Annotated in this window: 16 protein-coding genes; 6 read left to right on the top strand and 10 right to left on the bottom strand. The window is 67.7% G+C overall.

Annotated elements, in window-relative coordinates; all coding sequences use genetic code 11:
* From ACI1US_RS12545 to ACI1US_RS12525, 5 genes are all read right to left on the bottom strand, one after another.
* Positions 1–203, bottom strand: a 203-nt coding sequence (locus ACI1US_RS12545; RefSeq protein WP_461640771.1) for a 3,4-dihydroxy-2-butanone-4-phosphate synthase, incomplete at its 3' end; no start/stop codon positions are given.
* Between the two features lie 128 nt (positions 204–331).
* Entirely contained in the window at positions 332–1,036 is a 705-nt protein-coding gene (locus ACI1US_RS12540; RefSeq protein WP_461640770.1) for a DsbA family protein, read from the bottom strand.
* A complete protein-coding gene (locus ACI1US_RS12535; protein ID WP_461640769.1) occupies positions 1,033–2,097 on the bottom strand; it encodes a cytochrome c oxidase assembly protein in 1,065 nt (354 codons plus the stop codon). Before ACI1US_RS12535 ends, ACI1US_RS12540 begins: the two co-directional genes overlap by 4 nt.
* Before the next feature lie 154 nt (positions 2,098–2,251).
* Positions 2,252–2,644: a hypothetical protein gene (locus ACI1US_RS12530; protein ID WP_461640768.1), complete on the bottom strand. Its 393-nt coding sequence runs from the start codon at positions 2,642–2,644 to the stop codon at positions 2,252–2,254.
* Between the two features lie 166 nt (positions 2,645–2,810).
* A complete protein-coding gene (locus ACI1US_RS12525; protein WP_461640773.1) occupies positions 2,811–3,791 on the bottom strand; it encodes a LacI family DNA-binding transcriptional regulator in 981 nt (326 codons plus the stop codon).
* 159 nt (positions 3,792–3,950) lie between these two features.
* On the opposite strand from ACI1US_RS12525, the gene ACI1US_RS12520 reads away from it, so the two are divergent.
* The 4 genes from ACI1US_RS12520 to ACI1US_RS12505 all read left to right on the top strand — a co-directional run bounded on the left by ACI1US_RS12520 (position 3,951) and on the right by ACI1US_RS12505 (position 9,194).
* Positions 3,951–4,868, top strand: a complete 918-nt coding sequence (locus ACI1US_RS12520) for a carbohydrate ABC transporter permease (protein WP_461640767.1) — start codon at positions 3,951–3,953, stop codon at positions 4,866–4,868.
* Position 4,869: 1 nt separating this feature from the next.
* Positions 4,870–5,757, top strand: a complete 888-nt coding sequence (locus ACI1US_RS12515; RefSeq protein ID WP_461640766.1) for a carbohydrate ABC transporter permease — start codon at positions 4,870–4,872, stop codon at positions 5,755–5,757.
* Positions 5,758–5,840: 83 nt separating this feature from the next.
* Positions 5,841–7,205 carry an ABC transporter substrate-binding protein gene (locus ACI1US_RS12510; protein WP_461640765.1) on the top strand — a complete coding sequence of 455 codons (1,365 nt, stop codon included), beginning with the start codon at positions 5,841–5,843 and terminating at the stop codon, positions 7,203–7,205.
* A gap of 108 nt (positions 7,206–7,313) precedes the next feature.
* Positions 7,314–9,194 carry a glycoside hydrolase family 35 protein gene (locus ACI1US_RS12505; protein ID WP_461640764.1) on the top strand — a complete coding sequence of 627 codons (1,881 nt, stop codon included), beginning with the start codon at positions 7,314–7,316 and terminating at the stop codon, positions 9,192–9,194.
* A gap of 218 nt (positions 9,195–9,412) precedes the next feature.
* On the opposite strand, the gene ACI1US_RS12500 is transcribed toward ACI1US_RS12505, so the two are convergent.
* Genes ACI1US_RS12500 through ACI1US_RS12485 form a run of 4 tightly spaced genes read right to left on the bottom strand, consistent with a single transcriptional unit; the run spans position 9,413 to position 11,976 of the window.
* Positions 9,413–10,084: a GAP family protein gene (locus ACI1US_RS12500; protein WP_461640763.1), complete on the bottom strand. Its 672-nt coding sequence runs from the start codon at positions 10,082–10,084 to the stop codon at positions 9,413–9,415.
* A 37-nt stretch (positions 10,085–10,121) separates the two neighbouring features.
* On the bottom strand, positions 10,122–10,523 hold the full coding sequence (locus tag ACI1US_RS12495; protein WP_461640762.1) for an SHOCT domain-containing protein: 402 nt from the start codon (positions 10,521–10,523) through the stop codon (positions 10,122–10,124).
* A gap of 8 nt (positions 10,524–10,531) precedes the next feature.
* Positions 10,532–11,026 (bottom strand): DUF6325 family protein, encoded by a 495-nt coding sequence (locus ACI1US_RS12490; RefSeq protein ID WP_461640761.1) that lies wholly within the window; start codon positions 11,024–11,026, stop codon positions 10,532–10,534.
* Positions 11,023–11,976 (bottom strand): DUF1214 domain-containing protein, encoded by a 954-nt coding sequence (locus tag ACI1US_RS12485; RefSeq protein WP_461640760.1) that lies wholly within the window; start codon positions 11,974–11,976, stop codon positions 11,023–11,025. Before ACI1US_RS12485 ends, ACI1US_RS12490 begins: the two co-directional genes overlap by 4 nt.
* 237 nt (positions 11,977–12,213) lie before the next feature.
* Between ACI1US_RS12485 and ACI1US_RS12480 the strand changes: the two genes are divergently transcribed.
* Both ACI1US_RS12480 and ACI1US_RS12475 read left to right on the top strand, forming a co-directional pair.
* Positions 12,214–13,578, top strand: coding sequence for a DUF1254 domain-containing protein (locus ACI1US_RS12480; protein ID WP_461640772.1), 1,365 nt, complete (start codon positions 12,214–12,216; stop codon positions 13,576–13,578).
* Positions 13,571–14,782: an ATP-binding protein gene (locus ACI1US_RS12475; RefSeq protein WP_461640759.1), complete on the top strand. Its 1,212-nt coding sequence runs from the start codon at positions 13,571–13,573 to the stop codon at positions 14,780–14,782. The genes ACI1US_RS12480 and ACI1US_RS12475 overlap by 8 nt, the downstream gene beginning before the upstream one ends.
* Here the strand turns inward: ACI1US_RS12475 and ACI1US_RS12470 are convergent.
* Positions 14,766–17,477: a LuxR C-terminal-related transcriptional regulator gene (locus ACI1US_RS12470; protein WP_461640758.1), complete on the bottom strand. Its 2,712-nt coding sequence runs from the start codon at positions 17,475–17,477 to the stop codon at positions 14,766–14,768. The two genes, ACI1US_RS12475 and ACI1US_RS12470, sit on opposite strands and share 17 nt — an antisense overlap.
* Positions 17,478–17,543: the final 66 nt, after the last annotated feature.

Below are 17,543 nucleotides of genomic sequence, written 5' to 3'. Positions count from 1 at the left end.
GCACGCTCCGCGGTCAGTGGCGCGCACAGCAACCCCGAGGTGTGCCGCACCATCCAACCGATCGTCTGCGGGGTGGCGAGTTCGGCCGAGACGATCGCGTCGACCTCGTTTTCCCGCGAGGCGCTATCGGCGACGAGCACCACCTCACCAGCTCGCAGCCGGTCGAGCACCTCAGGAATCGGCGTGAGCACCAATTGATTCACCAGCATTCTCCTTCACAATTACGAGACAACGTGTCTTGAATGAGTGTAACATTTCAAGCCACGCTGTCTCGATTGCGAGGGGGCAGCCGCCCGGCGAGGCAGTGGTCGCCGAAGGGGCGAGGGCCGCGCTACTTCCGCGCGGCGATCGCCTCGTCGAGCGCCTCCGTGATGTCGTCGACATACTCCGGCGCGAAGAGCTCACCCTCCAAGAAGAACGTGGGCGTGCCCTGCACTCCGAGCTCGCGGCCCGCATCGAAGTCGAATTCGACGCGCTCCTGGGTCTTCGGGTCCGCGACCGCGGCGTCGAAGGCCGCCATGTCGAGGCCAAGATCCTCCGCGTAGCCCCTAAACCGCGGGGCCTCAGAGTCCTGCTTCTCCCCCCACTCAGGGAGCGTCTCGTACATCCGCTGATACATTTCCTCGAATTTGCCCTGCTGCGCAGCGGCCTCAACGGCGACGGCAGCATTCATCGAGTTCAGATGCCCGGGAATTGGGAAGTAGCGCACCACGAAATTCACCTGCCCGGCGTACTGCTCGCGGATCTCCTCCATCACCGGGAACACCGCGCCGCAGGCCTCGCACTCAAAGTCGAGAAACTCCACGAGCGTCGGGGCATTCTCGCCCACGTCGTCGAGCCGGTGCGAGTTCTCCTCGACGAGCGGAACGGCGGGCGATGCCGAGTCGGGCGCAGTGCCGTCTGGCGCGCCCCCGCCCTTGTTCGCCGCATAGACGAGGATCACGATGAGCACGGCGATGAGCACCGTCGGGATCGTAATCAGCGCAGCCTTCGCGGAGGTGCTCAGGCGCTGCTTCTTGGGAGTGAGGGAGGTCATACCGTTCCTTTCTGCGTTTCCTGGCTGCGGTCGCGCTCTGCGACCTCTGCGAGGAACTGGTTGTATTCGTCGAGGGCGGCGTCTTCGCTGCGCCGCCGATGCCGGGCTCCGCGCATGTCGCTTTTGCGCCACTTCGAGAGCGTGATGATGAGCACGATGAGCAGCGGCAGCTGACCGTAGGTCCAGACGAGGCTGCCACTCAGGGACTGGTCGAGCGCGCGGCTGATCCCCCACCCCTCGGGCTCCTGCGCGTACCAACTCATCATCCCGCTCGCGCTGCGCAGCAGCACGAGCCCAAACAGGGCGTGGATCTGGAGCTCAAGGAAGGCGCCCGTGAGGCGCATCCCGAACGACGGCTTGCGCGGCAGCGGGTCGAGCGCCCACAGGGGCGCGCCGCCAATCACGCCGAAGATGAGCAGCAGGGCGAGCAACACCTGGTGCCCGCCGGGTGCCGCCATGACCCAGCTGATCGCGTCGCTGAAGAACAGCCCGGGGAAGGCGACGATCGCCACAAGAATCGCGACAATCGGATGGAGCAACACGAGCGCGGCACGCGAGCGCTGGGCGGCGAGCGCGGCCCTGAGCACCCAGCGCCCGATCCCCCGATGCGGCATCGTGCGCAGGAGCAGCGTGCCTGGCGAGCCCATGAGCAGCAGCGGCGGTGCCGCGACAAGCAGGGTGATGAGCTGGAACACCAGCGCCGTGATGAGCTCATCGGCGTGCTCATTCACGGCGAGGCCGGTCGCGGCGAACCACGCGACACAGCCGAGCACGAATGAGATTGTCTGGGGAACGCTCCACCGCCTCCCGCGTGCCCACAGCGAGATCGCGCCAGCGAGATAGGCGACGAGACTCGCGACGGCGAGCCAGCCGAGCAACGGTATCGCCGTGATGTCAAGGGCGAAGAGGTCGATGATCTGGAGGTCGGAGGTGCCTGGGCTGGGGCTTTCGGAGCTGGTGATTCCGGTACTGATGGTTTCGGTGCTGATGATTTCGGTGCTGATGATTTCGGTGCGGATAATTTCGGTGCTGGGAGTGAGAGCGCGGCTCGTGGAGTTCACGGGTCTAAGCGCCTTTCTTATGGGGCGGCGAAGCGCGGGCCGAGGGGAGGATCAGCGCGAGGCCCCCACCCGCGGCACACGCGGGCTCGGGAGCTCGTAACTCGGAAACACAGGTCAACGCGCGCCGCGCCCACCCGCCGTCGAGCGGCCGAGCTCAGGTGCGACTGATCGACAGTAGCCGGTAGAGCGGCAGCGCCAGACCTCGCGCAGGGAGCACAGGCTGGGCTGCGTACGGGGTCACGCTCCGCGTGGCGTGCGCTCGCTCCGGGGCGGCGCGCGTGGCGAGGAACACCAACGTCACCAGCAGCACGAGGACGCACGCCGCGGCGACACCGAGCGAAGCCTCACTGGGTTGCGGATCCGACCCTGCGGGTGGCGCGATCGCAACTCCCGCCTCGCCGAGCGCCGTCGAGACCGCGGCAGCTGCGGACGACACCGGACTTGGCGCGGTATCCGAGCCGTGCACGTGCGGGCCAAGCAGCGCGAGGGTGAGGAACGACACGAACCCGAGGAGGAAGAGGAGCCCGCGACCAGAAATCGGTCGCACGCGAGCACGCGCCAGTCCCATCAGTTCATCACCGCCCTCAGATTCGCCCACCAGGCCACCACGTTCAAGTCAACCGCTCCTACAGCAACCGCACTCACGGTAACACCGAGCGCTGGGGGAAGGCCTGAGATTGCACCCGGCGGGCACCACGAACCGCTCGGTGGAGCTAGCGCGGCGGGGCTGTACTCCCCCGCACCACGAGCTCGGTATCGATCAGTGGAGCCTGCACCCGCACGGAACCGCTGAGCTCGGTGAGCAGTGCATCGACCGCGAGCGCGCCCACCCGCTCGGGGTGCTGCTTGATGGTTGTTAGTGGCGGCCAGAGCTGCGCTGCCTCCGGCAGGCCGTCAAAGCCGACGACGCTCACGTCGCCGGGAACGTCCATTCCGGCCTCCCGAAATGCGCGAACGAGCCCGATCGCCATCTGGTCGTTCGCGACAAACACGGCAGAGACGCTGGGGTCATCGCGCAGCGCGAGCCCGGCGCGGTACCCCGACTCGGCGCTCCAGTCCCCCTGCACCACCGCGGGCACCTCGCGCCCGTGCGCCTCGAGCGTCGCCCGCCACGAGTCCCGGCGGCGCTCGGCCGAGTAGGACTTGTCTGGGCCCGCGACGTGAAACACCGTGGCGTGACCGAGCTCGAGCAGGTGCTCGGTGGCGAGCCTCGCGCCCTGCGCCTGGTCGGTGTCGACGAACGGCCGCTCGCCGAGCCTGCTGGAATCGACGAAGACGATGGGCAGGCCGGGCGGGATCTCGATGTCGGCCTCGTCGAGCTGGTGTGCCTCGAGCACGATGATGACGCCATCGACAGCGTGCTCCTCAAGCCTGCGGAACGCCCCCGAGACCGTCGCCGTCGGGCTCGACTCGACCGGGATGAGCGTGAGCCCGTACCCTGCCTCGGAGGCGCGCTCAGCGATCGCGTCGAGCGTGCGCTGGTTACCGTACGAGCTGAAGGTGAACATCACCACACCGATCGCCTTGAATCGCCCGGACCTCAGGGCCCGCGCCGCACTGTTCGGCCGGTAGCCGAGCCGCTGCATGGCGTCATTGACTTTCTGCCGCGTGGCCTCGCCGACGTAACCACGCGAGTTCACAACCCGCGACACTGTCTGCCCCGAGACGCCCGCCGCACGCGCGACGTCTTCCATCGACGGCTCTCGTCGACGGGGCGGCTGCAGTGCCGGTGTCTCTTGGGTCACGTTCATACATCCGTTCAGGTGTTGACGTTGACATAGTACCACCCATCCAATATGTTGACGTAGACACATGGCGCATTTCGCCACCGCATCGTAAGAAGGTTCACGTCAATGACGACACACACAGCCCCCGTGCAGACCGTCGCCGGTCTCCCGTGGCGCGAGCGCCGAGACTGGCGAGGCTGGGCCTTCGTGGGCCCCTTCATGATCGTGTTTGCCCTGGTGTTCCTCACGCCGCTCATCTACTCGCTCTATCTGAGCTTCTTCCAAGACCGGCTCGTCGGCGGCAACGAGTTCGTGGGCTTCGACAACTACGTGCGCGCCTTCCAGGATCCGCAGTTCTGGGAGGCCTTCGGCCGCGTCTTCGTCTTCCTGCTTGTGCAGGTGCCCATCATGCTCGTCCTCGCGCTCGGCGCCGCACTCGCGCTCGACAGCGCGAGGCTCCGCGGGGCCTCGTTCTTCCGCATCATCATCTTCCTCCCCTACGCCGTTCCCGCGGTCGTCGCCGTGCTCATGTGGGGCTACATCTACGGCGACCAGTTCGGCCTCACCGCAAACGTCAACGACTTCCTCGGCATCAAGCTGCTCACGCCGTTTGCGAAGGAGTGGATGCTCGTCTCGATCGGCAACATCGTGACGTGGGAGTTCGTCGGCTACAACATGCTCATCTTTTACTCGGCGCTCAAGACGATCCCGAACGAGATGTATGAGGCAGCGGCGCTCGACGGGGCGGGGGCCTGGCGCACGATCTTCTCGATCAAGATCCCCTCGCTTCGCGGCTCGCTCGTCATCGCCACGATCTTCTCGATCATCGGCAGCTTCCAACTCTTCAACGAGCCCAACATCCTGCGGCCGCTCGCCCCGAACGTCATCACCACGTACTTCACGCCGAACATGTACGCCTACAACCTGTCGTTCTCGGGCCAGCAGTTCAACTACTCGGCAACCATCGCCATCATCATGGGGCTGATCACCGCGATCATCGCCTACGTCGTGCAACTGCGCGGCTCGAACGCGGAGGTGCGCTGAGATGGCTCACGAGACTCGTTCCCCGTCGCGGGTGAAGAACATGCTCAATCCGCGATCCTCGAAGACGCTCCTCGTCGTGATGGTGATCTATGCGCTCTACACGATCCTCCCACTCGCCTGGCTACTCTTTTCTTCAACAAAGACGCAGGGCGGGCTGTTCAGCTCCTTTGGCCTGTGGTTCGCCGACGACTTCGCGTTCTTCGACAACCTCGTCGCGACCTTCACCTACCGCGACGGCATCTTCCTGCGCTGGTTCGGCAACACGCTGCTCTACGTCGTCGTCGGCGCGGGCGGCGCGACGCTGCTCGCGACCCTCGCCGGTTACGGTCTCGCGAAGTTTAAGTTCCCGGGCCGCCGCGCGGTCTTCGCGGTCGTGCTCGGCGCGGTCGCCGTGCCGGGCACCGCGCTCGCTGTCCCCACCTTCCTGCTGTTCAGCGAGCTCGGCCTCACGAACACCCCGTGGGCCGTCATCATTCCGTCGCTCATCAGCCCGTTCGGCATGTACCTCATGTGGGTCTTCGCTGCCGATTCCGTGCCCACCGAGATCCTCGAGGCGGCCCGCATCGACGGCGCTGGCGAGTTCCGCACCTTCTTCACGATCTCGATCCGGCTGCTCGCGCCCGGCATCGTGACGGTCGCGCTGTTCACCGTCGTCGCGACGTGGAACAACTACTTCCTCCCCCTGATCATGCTCTCCGACCCGGCCTGGTACCCGCTCACGGTTGGTCTCAACCAGTGGAGCGCGCAGGCCATCGGGGCAGGATCCCAGCCGATCTACAACCTCGTCATCATGGGATCCCTCCTCACGATCATCCCCATCGTGATCGCGTTCCTCCTGCTGCAGCGATTCTGGCAATCCGGGCTCGCCGCGGGCAGCGTCAAGCAGTAATTCCTCGCACGCCAACACAGCGTTGGCGGCCCCACCGGGCCGCCCGCACTCACCGAACACCGTTTTTCGAAAGGACCGAAGCAATGAAGCTCTTCTCCACCTCCCGCGCAGCGCGCCGGGCAGCCACCGTGCTCGCCGCCGGCACCGTCGCGGCCCTCGCCCTCGTCGGCTGCTCGTCAGCCGGCGGTGACAAGCCAGGCGGCTCAGCCGCGGGCGACGGCACCTTCGCCGCAGTAGAAGCAGCCCTCGAGGAGGGCGGCGAGATCACCTACTGGTCGTGGACCCCGGCAGCAGAAGCCCAGGTCGCCGCGTTCCAGAAGGCGTACCCGAACGTCAAGGTGAAGCTCGTCAACGCGGGCACCGCAAACGACGAGTACACGAAGCTGCAGAACGCGATCAAGGCGGGCTCGGGCGCCCCAGACGTCGTACAGATGGAGTACTACGCGTTTCCGCAGTTCGCGCTCACCGACGCATTCGCAGACCTCTCAGAGTTCGGCTTTGCCGACTTTGAGGGCGACTACTCGGCGTCGACGTGGAACTCGGTCACCGACGGCGAGGCAATCTACGGCCTCCCACAAGACTCAGGCCCCATGGCAATGTTCTACAACAAGGCCGTGTTCGATGAGGCGGGCATCGAAGTCCCCGCGACGTGGGACGAATACTACGCGGCCGCCAAGGCCATCAACGAGGCAGACCCGAAGAAGTTCATCACGAACGACATCGGTGACGCGGGCTTCACCACATCGATGATCTGGCAGGCCGGCGGCAAGCCCTTCACGACCAACGGCACCGACGTCACCATCGATCTCCAAGATGAGGGGTCGAAGAAGTGGACCGAGAACTGGAATCGCTTGGTCACTGAGGGGCTCGTCTCGCCCACCGGCAGCTGGAGCGACGAGTGGTTCCGCGGCCTCGGCGACGGCAGCATCGCGACCCTGGTCATCGGCGCGTGGATGCCGTCGAACCTCATCTCCGGAGCCCCCGACGGTGCCGGTGACTGGCGCGTCGCCCCCATGCCGACCTATGACGGCAAGCCCGCGAGCGCTGAAAACGGCGGCGGCGGCCAGGCGGTCACCAAGCAGAGCGAGAACCCGGCGCTCGCAGCCGGCTTCCTCTGGTGGCTGAACAACAGCGAGGAGAGTGTGTCGATGTTCCTCGAGACCGGCGGCTTCCCGTCGACCACCGCCGACCTCACCTCGCCCGAGTTCCTCGCCGACGCCCCCGACTACTTCGGCGGGCAGAAGATCAACGAGGTGCTCGCCGCTGCAGCCGAAGACGTCGTGCCCGGGTGGAGCTACCTCCCCTACCAGGTGTACGGCAACAGCATCTTCGGCGACACCGTCGGCCAGGCCTACGAGAACGGCACCGACCTCAACGCGGGCCTTACCGCGTGGCAGGACGCGCTCGTCGAGTACGGCAACGGCCAGGGTTTCTCGGTCAACAAGTAATCCCGCGCGGGGTTGGGGGCGCTTGCACCCAGCCCCGCGTTGTTTCCCTGCGTGGTTTCCCCGCGTGGTTTCCCCCACTGCACAACCCTCACTCTTCAAGGACGACTCGTGAGCACTTTTTCGATCGGCGAGACCGACTTCCTCCGCGACGGCACCCCGCACCGAATCATCGCGGGCGCATTGCACTACTTCCGCGTGCACCCCGAGCAGTGGCAGGATCGGATCCGCAAAGCGCGCCTCATGGGGCTCAACACCATCGAGACGTACGTCGCATGGAACGCCCACGAGCCCAGGCGCGGCGAGTGGGACGCGACCGGCTGGAACGACCTCGGCCGCTTCCTCGACCTCGTCGCGGCCGAGGGCATGGACGCGATCGTGCGGCCGGGCCCGTACATCTGCGCTGAGTGGCATAACGGCGGCCTCCCGATCTGGGTCGACGCTGATGAGCGCACGCTCCGCTCTTCCGACCCCGCGTATCTCGCGGACGTGACTGAGTATCTCGAGCGCGTCTACGAGATCGTGGCTCCCCGGCAGACGCACCTCGGCGGCTCGGTCGTGCTCGTGCAGATCGAGAACGAATACGGCGCGTACGGCTCGGACAAGGCCTACCTCGAAGAGCTCGTGCGGGTCACCCGCGCGGCGGGCATCGACGTGCCGCTCACGACCGTCGACCAGCCGATGGACGACATGCTCGCAGACGGCAGCCTCGATACTCTGCACCGCACCGGATCCTTCGGCGGCCGCGTCACCGAGCGCCTCGCCAGGCTCCGCGAACACCAGCCCACCGGGCCGCTCATGTGCTCCGAGTTCTGGGACGGCTGGTTCGACTGGTGGGGCGGCGTGCACCACACGACCGACGTCGATACGGTCGCGGCGAGCCTCGACGAGCTGCTCGCCACTGGTGCCTCAGTGAACATCTACATGTTCCACGGCGGCACGAACTTCGGGCTCACGAACGGCGCGAACCACAAGGGCCGCTACCTCCCGCTCACGACCTCCTACGACTACGACGCCCCGCTGGACGAGGCGGGCAACCCGACCGCGAAGTACTTCGCGATGCGCGACGTGATCGCGAAGTACGCGCCCGTTCCCGCGGAGCTGCCGGAGGCGGACGATCCGCTCCCCGAACTCACCGTGCCGCTGCGCGCCGCGGGGCGGTGGATCGGGGACCCGGCTGCCGCTCGGCCCGCTGAACAGGCGTTGCCCGCGAGCGAGGCCCATCCCACCTTCGATGAGCCTCCCACTTTTGACGAACTCGGCCACCTCGGCGCGCTCGTGCGCTACGACGCAGCGCTCCCCGAGGGCTTCGCGGGCGGCGTCTTCAGCGTCGAGCAGGAGATCCGCGACCTGGCCTGGGTGAGCGTCGACGGCCAGCGGGTCGGCAGACTCGCCCGCACGAGCCACGAACGGGCCCTCACGCTCCCCGCGGGGCGCACACTCAGCGTGCTCGTCGAGGAGCAGGGGCGCGTGAACTACGGCCACCGGCTCGGCGAGGAAAAGGGCATCATTGGCACGCCCCTGCTCAACGGCGAACCACTCACCGGGTGGCGGGCCACACCACTCGATGTGGAGGCGATCGCCGCTGGGGTCGCCGAGTTGCGGGATGCCGGGGCGCTTGGTTCTGGCAGCGAGGGCGCGGCCGCCGATCCCGAGCGGGCCGTTCTCGAGCGCGCTCTCCCTGAGCGTGCAGTCACTGAGCGCGCCGTCCCCGGCACTGCGCCCGACGCGACTGCCTGGCTCGGCGACTTCGAGCTCGACGCACCCTCCAACCTCGTGCTCGACACGAGCGGCTGGGGCAAGGGCTACGCGTTCGTCAACGGATTCTTCCTCGGCCGCTACTGGCGCAACGGCCCGGGCAACACGATGTTCGTGCCGGGCCCCGCGACGCATGCCGGCCGGAACACGATCGTCGTGCTCGAACTCGAGCATCTCCTCGACCCGTTGGCCCGCTTCGTCTCCGAGCTCTCCCTGGGCGACACCGAGGAATAGGGCCTCCGCTCGGCTGGGGTGCTGAGGGTGTAGCGGCTGTCTGCGCCGCGAGGCCCCACACCCCGCAGGAGCACCCCCTTCCTGCAAAAGCACCCCCTTCCTGCAAAAGCACCCCCTTTCTTCGCGTAGAAAGGGGGTGCTTTTGCAGGAAGGGGGTGCTCGCGCGGATCCTCAAACGTTCCGGGCCGCCGCGGGCCGTGTCGCCGAGCTCGCCGCAGCTAGAAGCTGCCGATCCCCTTGCCGAGCAGCTGCGCGCCGAGTAGCACGAGCACGACCGCCATGATCGCGGCGTTATTCTCCGTAAGCCAGGCGCGGATCGCGTCGAGCGCGTGGCTCGCCCGCCCGGGAGCGACAAGGTAGGCGACGACGGGAAGGGCGACGCTCAAGGCCGCGAGTACCACGAACACGATGATCACGACGGCGTTCGCGCCGGCACCGAGGGCGGTGTGGCCGATGCTTGCGCCCGCGGCGACCGCCATGAGCAGGTTCTTCGGATTCACTGCGGCGAGCGCGAAGCCGAGCGCGAGCGCGGCGACCGGCTTCATGGTGTCGATCGCGGCCATCCACTTCGGCAGCTCGGCGGTCTCGCCGGCCTTCGGCCGCGACCGCCACTGCTTTACCGCGAGCAGCAGGAGCGCCAGTCCGATGAGCAGCTGAACGACGCCGAGGATCGGCTGCGAGGCACCCTCCTCGCGCTCGGGGATGACCCCGGCGAGCAGCGTGAACGCGACGACCGCGACCGCGATGCCGAGCAGCCAGCCCGCGAGAAAGCCCAGGCTCAGCGGCCGGGGGCGCGGCGACATCAGCATGAGGATCGTCGCGATGATCGGGATCGGGCTGATCGCGATGGCGACGGCAAAGGGGAGGATGTCGCCGATAGCGGTGTTCATGATGCTTCTCTCGTGTGGGTGTCTCGTGGAGGGGCGCTCAGTTGCCGAGCAGCTGGCGTTTGGCCTGCTCGAATTCGGCGTCGGTGAGGATGCCCTGCTGCCGGAGCGCGCCGAGCTGCTGCAACTGCTGTACGAGGTCGGGGGCCGCGGCCGGGGCGACAACCGCGGGGGCCTGGGCGGGGGCCGCGGCAGGTGCCGCAGCCGGCGTCGGGAGCGGCGCCGCAGCTACGGCTTGGAGCGCGGCGGCGCTCGCGGCTGCCTCCATGTCCTGCTGCTGCAGCATGGCGGCCTGCTGCTCCTGGGCAGCGCGCTCGCGTTGCCGCTGCGCGACCGCGCCGCCGACCGCGCCGCTCACTGCGGTCGCGGTGCCGGCGACGACGGCCGTGCGCACAGCGGTGCCGAGCAGTCCGGGGCGTCCAACTCGTCTCATGAATGGCATGGGGTCTCCTAGGCTTCGGCTGCGGGGTCTGCGGCACCAGCGTCGACGAAGACGACGTCGTGCAGCAACTGGTTGACGGCGGGGGCGGGAATCCGCTCGGCGTGCACGACGGTGCCGCGAGCGGCCGCCACGCGCTCGGCGAGCGTCGTCGCCCAGCAGTGCTCGAACGCGGCAATGGCAATGCTCAAGCCGGGCCGAGCCGCCTCGAGGCTCTCGGCGACATCGGATTCGCTCACGAGCCCCTGGAGACCGAGTTCCACGTGCTCGATGCCACCGCCCGCAAGCTCGGTGATCTCAGAGAGCACGACAGAGCCGTCGGCTCCGCGGCTCGCGATCACGAGATCCAGCAGGCGAATCGTGCCGTCGTTCGCCAGCGCCCGGAGCGCGTCGAGCACGCCCGGGTCAGGCCTGTCACCCTCGAACTCGATGACGAAGACCTCGACCGGGCCGTAGTCGAAGGAGGTCGGGGAGCCCGAAGAGCCCGACGAGGTAGCTGAGCTCATCGCCCGGCCCCCGCGACGTCGATCTCCGGGAAGCTCCAGCGGCCGTCGAGGATCTCCTGGCGCGGCCGGTACATGCGCACGAGGTAGTTCCATCCCTCCATGATCGGGAGCAGGTTCGGGAGGTCGGCGGATCCGCCGAAATGCACCGTGATCGAGCCGTCTGCGTTCGGCACGCTCGTGATGCTGTTCAGGCTGTATGCCCCGAGCGGGTTCTCCTCGAAGTACCCCTCGGCGTTGTACAACGAGATCGACCAGAAGCCGTCGACCGGCACCTCGCCGATGGTGAGCGAGTACTCCGCGGCGGGGAGGCCGGGCGCGACGTTGATGTAGGAGGCTTCGTGCTCGGGCAGTCCGCCCCAGCCGACCGCTGCGCCGATGAGGTGGCGCACCGGGTCAACCTCCTCCTTCGTGCCGAAGCAGCGCTCCAGGCCTGACAGGCCCTTCGCGAGTTCGAGAAGCGCGGTACGGGTGGCGGTGTGCGATGCCTCGTCGTAGTCGGGCAGCTCGAAGGCGTTGCCCGAGGTCGAGGCGATGCTGAGCTGGCGCTGCAGCGCGTTCACCGCGGCGACGTCGTCTGAGTCTTCCGGGTTCACGAGGATGCGCGCGGCGACCATCACGAAGTCCGTGTCGAACTCCTCGCGCGTGAGCGTGTACTCACCAGCCGTGTGGAAGATCCGGTTGATGAAGTGATCCTGGTTCACGATCATCACCGAGACGTAGCGCTCCCCCGCGTCGGGAATGGTGAGCGTCGCGCCCTGGGTGATGTCGACGACGCTCGCGCTGTAGAGGGTGTCGCGGTTCATGCGGATGATCGGCTGCTCGTCGATCGCGGTCGGTGCGAAGCCGTGGCTCCAGATGCCGGTTCCACCCACCTGCGCCACGATCGCGGCAAACATGCGGTCGCTCTCCGCGCGCACGAAGTTGTCGACTGACACTTTGCGACTCACCATTGTGAACTCCTCTTTCTCTTGATATTCAATCTTCGAGCGGATCGGCTCGGGACACATCACCACCAATTGGTGAATTCCGGTGTCCTTGCCGAGGTTCTCGCGCGAAGCCCTCGACCACGGCTGGCTGCTGTGCAACGCTGAGGGGACAGCTGGGGTACGTGCGTGAGGATCCCGCGCACACTGTGCGGCACCTCCGCGCACCGTTTCGCAACAGAATTCAGGAAAGCAGGGCTAGTGATGATCACGGCAGACAAGTCACAGGTGGAGCAGGCGTTCATCTTCGGCTTCCCCCTCGTCTTCAACCTCGACCAGGTCGGGCGCTACGTCGAAACGGGCGTCGGCGCGAACCCAGCTGCCCCCTTCAACTCCTTCAGCCATGCGCGCGCGCTCGCTGGTCCCGCCGACAACTTCGTGTCGATCAACAACGACACCGTCTACTCGATGGCGCAGCTCGACCTCAGCGTCGGCCCGGTCATGCTGGAGGTACCGGACACCGCGGGGCGCTACTACGTGCTCCAGTTCGTTGATGCGTGGACGAACAACTTCGCCTACGTCGGACACCGCGCCACGGGCACGGAGGCTGGCCGCTTCCTCATCGTTCCCCCGGCTTGGGGGGGTGTTGCCCCCGCGGACGCCACGGTGATCGTCAGCCCCACGACGGTCGCCTCGATCGTTGGCCGCTGGGCGTGCGACGGCGAAGCCGATCTCCCCGCCGTCCACCGGCTGCAGGATGCGGCCTCGCTCACCCCGCTCAACCCCGCCGCCACCCCTGCGGGGATCCCCGCGATCGACGCCGCGGTGCCGGCAGAGGTGCAGCTACTCGAGAAGCTGCGGGTCTGGTCGCAGGAGTTCCCGCCCGCCGTAAGCGACCGCGCGGTGCTCGACGGGCTCGCGCCCACCGGCATCACCGAGACCGGCGCGAGCCCGTACCTCGCAGCGAGTGCCGAGACCATCGCAGAGCTTGGCGGGGCGCTCGCCGCTTCCCAGGCCGCCCTCATCGACTACCTGCGCACCGGCGATGTGCCGGTCGTCAACGGCTGGCAGCTCACCTACCATTTCTTCGACTACAACACCGATTTCTTCGAGGTCGGCACCGTGAACACCCCCCTGTTCACCTCGGTGCCGCCCGAGCAGAAGTACCAGATGCGTGCCGCCGCCGCACTCGGCGGGCTGTGGGGAAACCACTCCTACGAGGCCGCCTACGCGAGCATCTACGTGGACGAGACCGGTGAGCAGCTCGACGGGGCGAACAGCTACGAGCTGCGGCTCGACCCCATGCCACCGGCGCGCGCCTTCTGGTCGCTCACGATGTACTCGATGCCCGATTTCTTCCTCGTCGAGAACGAGATCAAGCGTTACTCCATCGGGGATCGCACGCCCGGGCTCCAGCACAACGACGACGGCTCTCTCACCATCTTCATGAGCGCGACCCGGCCGGCCGACCCCGTGAAGCTCGCGAACTGGCTGCCCGCACCCGCTGGCCCCTTCCGTCCGCTCCTGCGCATGTACGAGCCGAGCACCGAGATCATCGACGGCAGCTACGTGATCCCCGCGATCACCCGGGTAGCGGCCCAGGCAAGCGAGGAGCAGAGCAATGACTGAGCTGCGCATCGGCACGAGCGTCGACACGGCATCCGGCACGGCACCCGACGCCGCCGCTGGCACCCCTGCCGCCGACGTCTCACTCAACGCCGCGAAGTTCAACCGGCACACGTTCTGGTGCGGGCAGAGCGGCTCGGGCAAGACCTACGCGCTCGGCGTCGTACTCGAACAGCTGCTGCTCGAGACTGAGCTGCCGCTGTTGATCCTCGATCCCAACGCCGACTTCACGCGCATCACGAGCCCGCACCCGGAGTCCGACGCCTCCGGGGCGCGGGAGATCGCAGCGCTCGACATTCGGGTGTTGCGGTCGGGGAATGCGCACGGCAGTGAGCGAGACAGCGCCCAGGACAGTGCCTCCGTCAGTACCCCCGACAGTGCTCCCGCACGCGCGGACGGGCGCCTCCACGCGCGCTTCGCCGATCTTTCCGCTGCGTCGAAGGCCGCGGTGCTGCAGCTCGACCCGATCCACGACGCCGACGAATACAACGTCCTCATCCGCTCGGAGGGCGACGGCCGCACGTTCAGGGGCGATGACTACCTTGCGACACTGCGCGCCTCGGATCACCCGGGCGAGCGAGCGCTCGGGACCCGCATTGAGAATCTCCAGACCCTCGATTGGGATCTCTGGGCCCTCGGCCAAGAATCAGTCACCGACGTGATCGACGCGCGGCCCCGAGCGACCGTGATGGATCTCGGTGGTTTCTCGCACCCCGCGGAGCCGAAGGTCGCGGCGCTCGCCGTGCTCGAGCACCTCTGGGCGAAGCGAGAGGAGCGCCGCCCGGTGCTCATCGTCATCGACGAGGCCCACAACCTGTGCCTGCCGAATCCGGTCACCGCCGTCGAGCGGGCGCTCACCGACCAGCTCGTGCAGATCGCAGCGGAGGGGCGCAAGTTTGGCCTCTGGCTGCTGCTCTCGACCCAGCGCCCGACAAAGGTGCACCCGAACGTCATCTCGCAGTGCGACAACCTGTGCCTCATGCGCATGAACTCGCCGCGCGATCTCGTTGAACTCGGAGAGGTCTTCGGTTTTGTCCCGGAGCAGCTACTGCAGCGCTCGCCCGACTTCAAGCAGGGCCAGGCGCTCGTCGCGGGCGGCTTCGTCGGGCAGCCGACGGTCACCCAGATGCGCGCGCGGCTCACCGCCGAGGGTGGCTCCGACGTGCGGGTGCCTCTGAAAGGCGAGCGGGTCAGATCCGAATCTTGATCGCCTCGCGCCGGTTGTTCACTCCGAGCTTGCGGTAGATCGCGCGCTGGTGGGTGCGCACCGTGTTCACCGACACGTGGAGCGCTGCGGCGATCTCCTCGGCCGTCATTGTCGTCGTGAGATAACCGAGGATCTCGCGCTCGCGGCGCGACAGCGCGACGCCGAGCACCTCGTTGCGGGAGACGCCCTCGGGGGTACTCGCGAGACGCGCCGCGAGGAAGCCCTCGTGCGCGGTGCCCCAGGCGGCGTGCTCGGTGAGTAGTTCGCGCAGCGCCTGGTCGTCGCTGCTGGCGACGAAGGGGCGGGCGATGCCCTCGGGCACTGCGAGGTCGAGCGCCTGCTCAAGGTACCGGTGCGCGCGGGTGCGGTCGCCGGCATGACGGCTGATCACCGCGCTCGTGACGAGCACGCTCGTGCGCACAAACGACACCTGCTCGCGGCGGGGGATCCTGCTGAGCACCTGCATCGCCGCGCTCGGCTGGCCGGCCCGACGATACAGCTCAGCCATGAGCACGCTCGTGACCGGAACCGACGAGGCATCGTTCAGTGGTTCGATCACCGCGAGCGCCCGCGGGAAATCCCCTGAGGCTGCCGCGAGAGTGGCCGCCGCGATCGCCCGGTAGACGGGCCAGGGCACGCCGTGTGCCTCGGTCAGGCTGATGCCCGCGAGGTGCGGGGTGGCCTCGGCGATGAGCCTGGCGTCCCCAGACGCTGCCGCGATCAACGCGAAAAACACTCGCGCGAGCGCCGTGTACGACGTGTCGTGGCCGCCCTGCTCGATGAGGGCGCGAAACTGCGCCTCAGCCGCGACGAGGTCGTTCTGCCAGAAGTCGATGAGGCCGCGGGCCACGTACTCGATGCCCGCGTCGTAGTGCTGCCACTCCTGTGAATCGTCGCGGTCGGATTCGGACTCGGCGGCGAGCTGCCTGGCGGCCGTGAAGTGGCCGCCGAAGGCATAGGCAAACATGAGGTTCTGCGTGGCTCGCCGCGCGACCTTGTGGTGCCCGGCCGCCGTGGCAGAGCGGTGCGCGGAGGCGAGCAGCTGCACCGCCCCCGCAGGGTCGCGGCGCAGCCTGAGCTCCACCCACCCGAGCAGGAAGAGCGCGTGCGTCTGCGTCTTCTGGTCGAGGCTCGCCGTGTGGAGCACCTCGCGTACCCGGTCGGCCGCGACGGCGAGCGTGGGGTGATCATGGGCGAGAAAGAGCTCGGCGAAGGATCGGGTCTGCAGCAGCTTCTCACGCGGCCGAGCCTCTGGCTCCCCCGGACCCGACCCTGCTTCGCCCACGGCCTCGCTGGCTGTCTCGCCCGCGGTCTCGCCAGCGGCCTCGATCACGGAGGTCGCACGCGCGAACAGCATCTTTGCCGTGCTCGAATCGCCCTGCACGTCGAGGCAGCTCGCCCGAATGAGCAGGATCTCAGGGTCGCGCGCCCAGGCGTCGGGCAGCGCAAGGCAGCGCGCGTTGAGCGCCGCGGCCCCGGACTCGATGAGCAACGGCACCCAGTGAGCGCGGATAATGTCTGCTGCCAGCCCCGGGTCCCCCGCACGCATCGCGTGCACCGTCGCCTCGATCGGAAACATTGCTGTGAGCCAGCGGGCGGCGATGAGGTTGAGCTCGCGCACGCGCTCCCGCCCGGCACCGCCCGCCGCAATGCGGCAGTGCCTCGCGAACACCTCGTGCCAGCGGTAGACCGGATCCCGATCGCCGTCGACGAAGCGGTCGATGAACAGCCCCTGCCGCACGCACTCGTTGAGCAGCGCTGCGGCATCCTCGCGGCCCGAGAGCGCCGCGGCGAGGTCGGCACTCACGCGCGAGCAGGTCGTCACCGCGAGAATAAACTCGACGAGCTCTGGCCGGAGATCTTGCAGCACGGTGCGGGCGATGTACTCGGCGAGCAGGTCGCCGTCGGGCAGCGCTGTCTCATCGCGGCCGCTCCCCGTTCCCGGGACGTTGAGCATGAGGCGGATCGCGACCGGCCATCCGTCCGTGGCCTCGAGGATCGCCTGCGTGCGCACCGATTCCCCGTCTCCCGGCCCCTGCCCCGAGGGCCCCGCAGGCTCCGACGGCCCAGACGGCCCAGATAGCTCCGCCAGCTCCAAGATCTCGGCCTCGGTCATCGCGAAGGCCTCGTGGCCGAGCAGCGCGGCCACGCCCGTCGCGAGTTGGGCGTTGAACCACCCGTCGAGCTCGTGGGTTCCGGCGATGACCACGAAGACGTTGCCACCGGAATACTCGCTGAGCACCGCGACGATGTCTTGAGCAAGCGCCGGCGTCGCCAAGTGCGCGTCGTCGATGACGATCGCCACCTGCCGCGGGAGCGCCTGCAGCGCACGCGTCATGCGTTCGAGCATGAGGGAAAGATCAGTGGGATCCGGCACGATGTCGAGCAGCGTTTCAAGGTCGGGCGTCTCGCGCGCCATGCGCTGCAGGGCGTTGAACACCCCGGCGAGCACCTGCTGCGCGGTATCGTCGTGCCGGGTCAGGGTGAGCCAGGCCACGGGGCGCTCGGTGTGGGCGGCCCACGTCGCGAGCGCGGTCGTCTTGCCGAAACCGGAGGGTGCCATGAGCACGGCCATCTGCCCGCGGTCGCGGACCGATTCGAGCGCCGCGTCGAGACGCCGGCGGTGGATCGTGCCCGGTTTCGGCTGCGGCGGGGTGACGAGAAACCATGCAGAGGGAGTCCACTGTGTCGCCATAGTTCCCCCCTTCCGGGAACCAGCATACTGATGTGCTGCGGCCCTCGGGAGACGCGACCGGGAGGC

Origin of the sequence: Leucobacter sp. BZR 635 (assembly GCF_048061935.2) — a bacterium.
Lineage (GTDB): Bacteria > Actinomycetota > Actinomycetes > Actinomycetales > Microbacteriaceae > Leucobacter.
Note: the sequence above shows the minus strand (reverse complement) of the source record. Positions and strands in the feature narration are given on the sequence as shown.

What these genes read in the sequence shown, in the direction of transcription:
- ACI1US_RS12540 (WP_461640770.1), bottom strand. Translation starts at nt 1,036, where the DNA reads ATGACCTCCCTCACTCCCAAGAAGCAGCGCCTGAGCACCTCCGCGAAG.
- ACI1US_RS12525 (WP_461640773.1), bottom strand. Translation starts at nt 3,791, where the DNA reads ATGGAAGACGTCGCGCGTGCGGCGGGCGTCTCGGGGCAGACAGTGTCG.
- ACI1US_RS12520 (WP_461640767.1), top strand. Translation starts at nt 3,951, where the DNA reads ATGACGACACACACAGCCCCCGTGCAGACCGTCGCCGGTCTCCCGTGG.
- ACI1US_RS12515 (WP_461640766.1), top strand. Translation starts at nt 4,870, where the DNA reads ATGGCTCACGAGACTCGTTCCCCGTCGCGGGTGAAGAACATGCTCAAT.
- ACI1US_RS12510 (WP_461640765.1), top strand. Translation starts at nt 5,841, where the DNA reads ATGAAGCTCTTCTCCACCTCCCGCGCAGCGCGCCGGGCAGCCACCGTG.
- ACI1US_RS12500 (WP_461640763.1), bottom strand. Translation starts at nt 10,084, where the DNA reads ATGAACACCGCTATCGGCGACATCCTCCCCTTTGCCGTCGCCATCGCG.
- ACI1US_RS12495 (WP_461640762.1), bottom strand. Translation starts at nt 10,523, where the DNA reads ATGCCATTCATGAGACGAGTTGGACGCCCCGGACTGCTCGGCACCGCT.
- ACI1US_RS12490 (WP_461640761.1), bottom strand. Translation starts at nt 11,026, where the DNA reads ATGAGCTCAGCTACCTCGTCGGGCTCTTCGGGCTCCCCGACCTCCTTC.
- ACI1US_RS12485 (WP_461640760.1), bottom strand. Translation starts at nt 11,976, where the DNA reads ATGGTGAGTCGCAAAGTGTCAGTCGACAACTTCGTGCGCGCGGAGAGC.
- ACI1US_RS12480 (WP_461640772.1), top strand. Translation starts at nt 12,214, where the DNA reads ATGATCACGGCAGACAAGTCACAGGTGGAGCAGGCGTTCATCTTCGGC.
- ACI1US_RS12475 (WP_461640759.1), top strand. Translation starts at nt 13,571, where the DNA reads ATGACTGAGCTGCGCATCGGCACGAGCGTCGACACGGCATCCGGCACG.
- ACI1US_RS12470 (WP_461640758.1), bottom strand. Translation starts at nt 17,477, where the DNA reads ATGGCGACACAGTGGACTCCCTCTGCATGGTTTCTCGTCACCCCGCCG.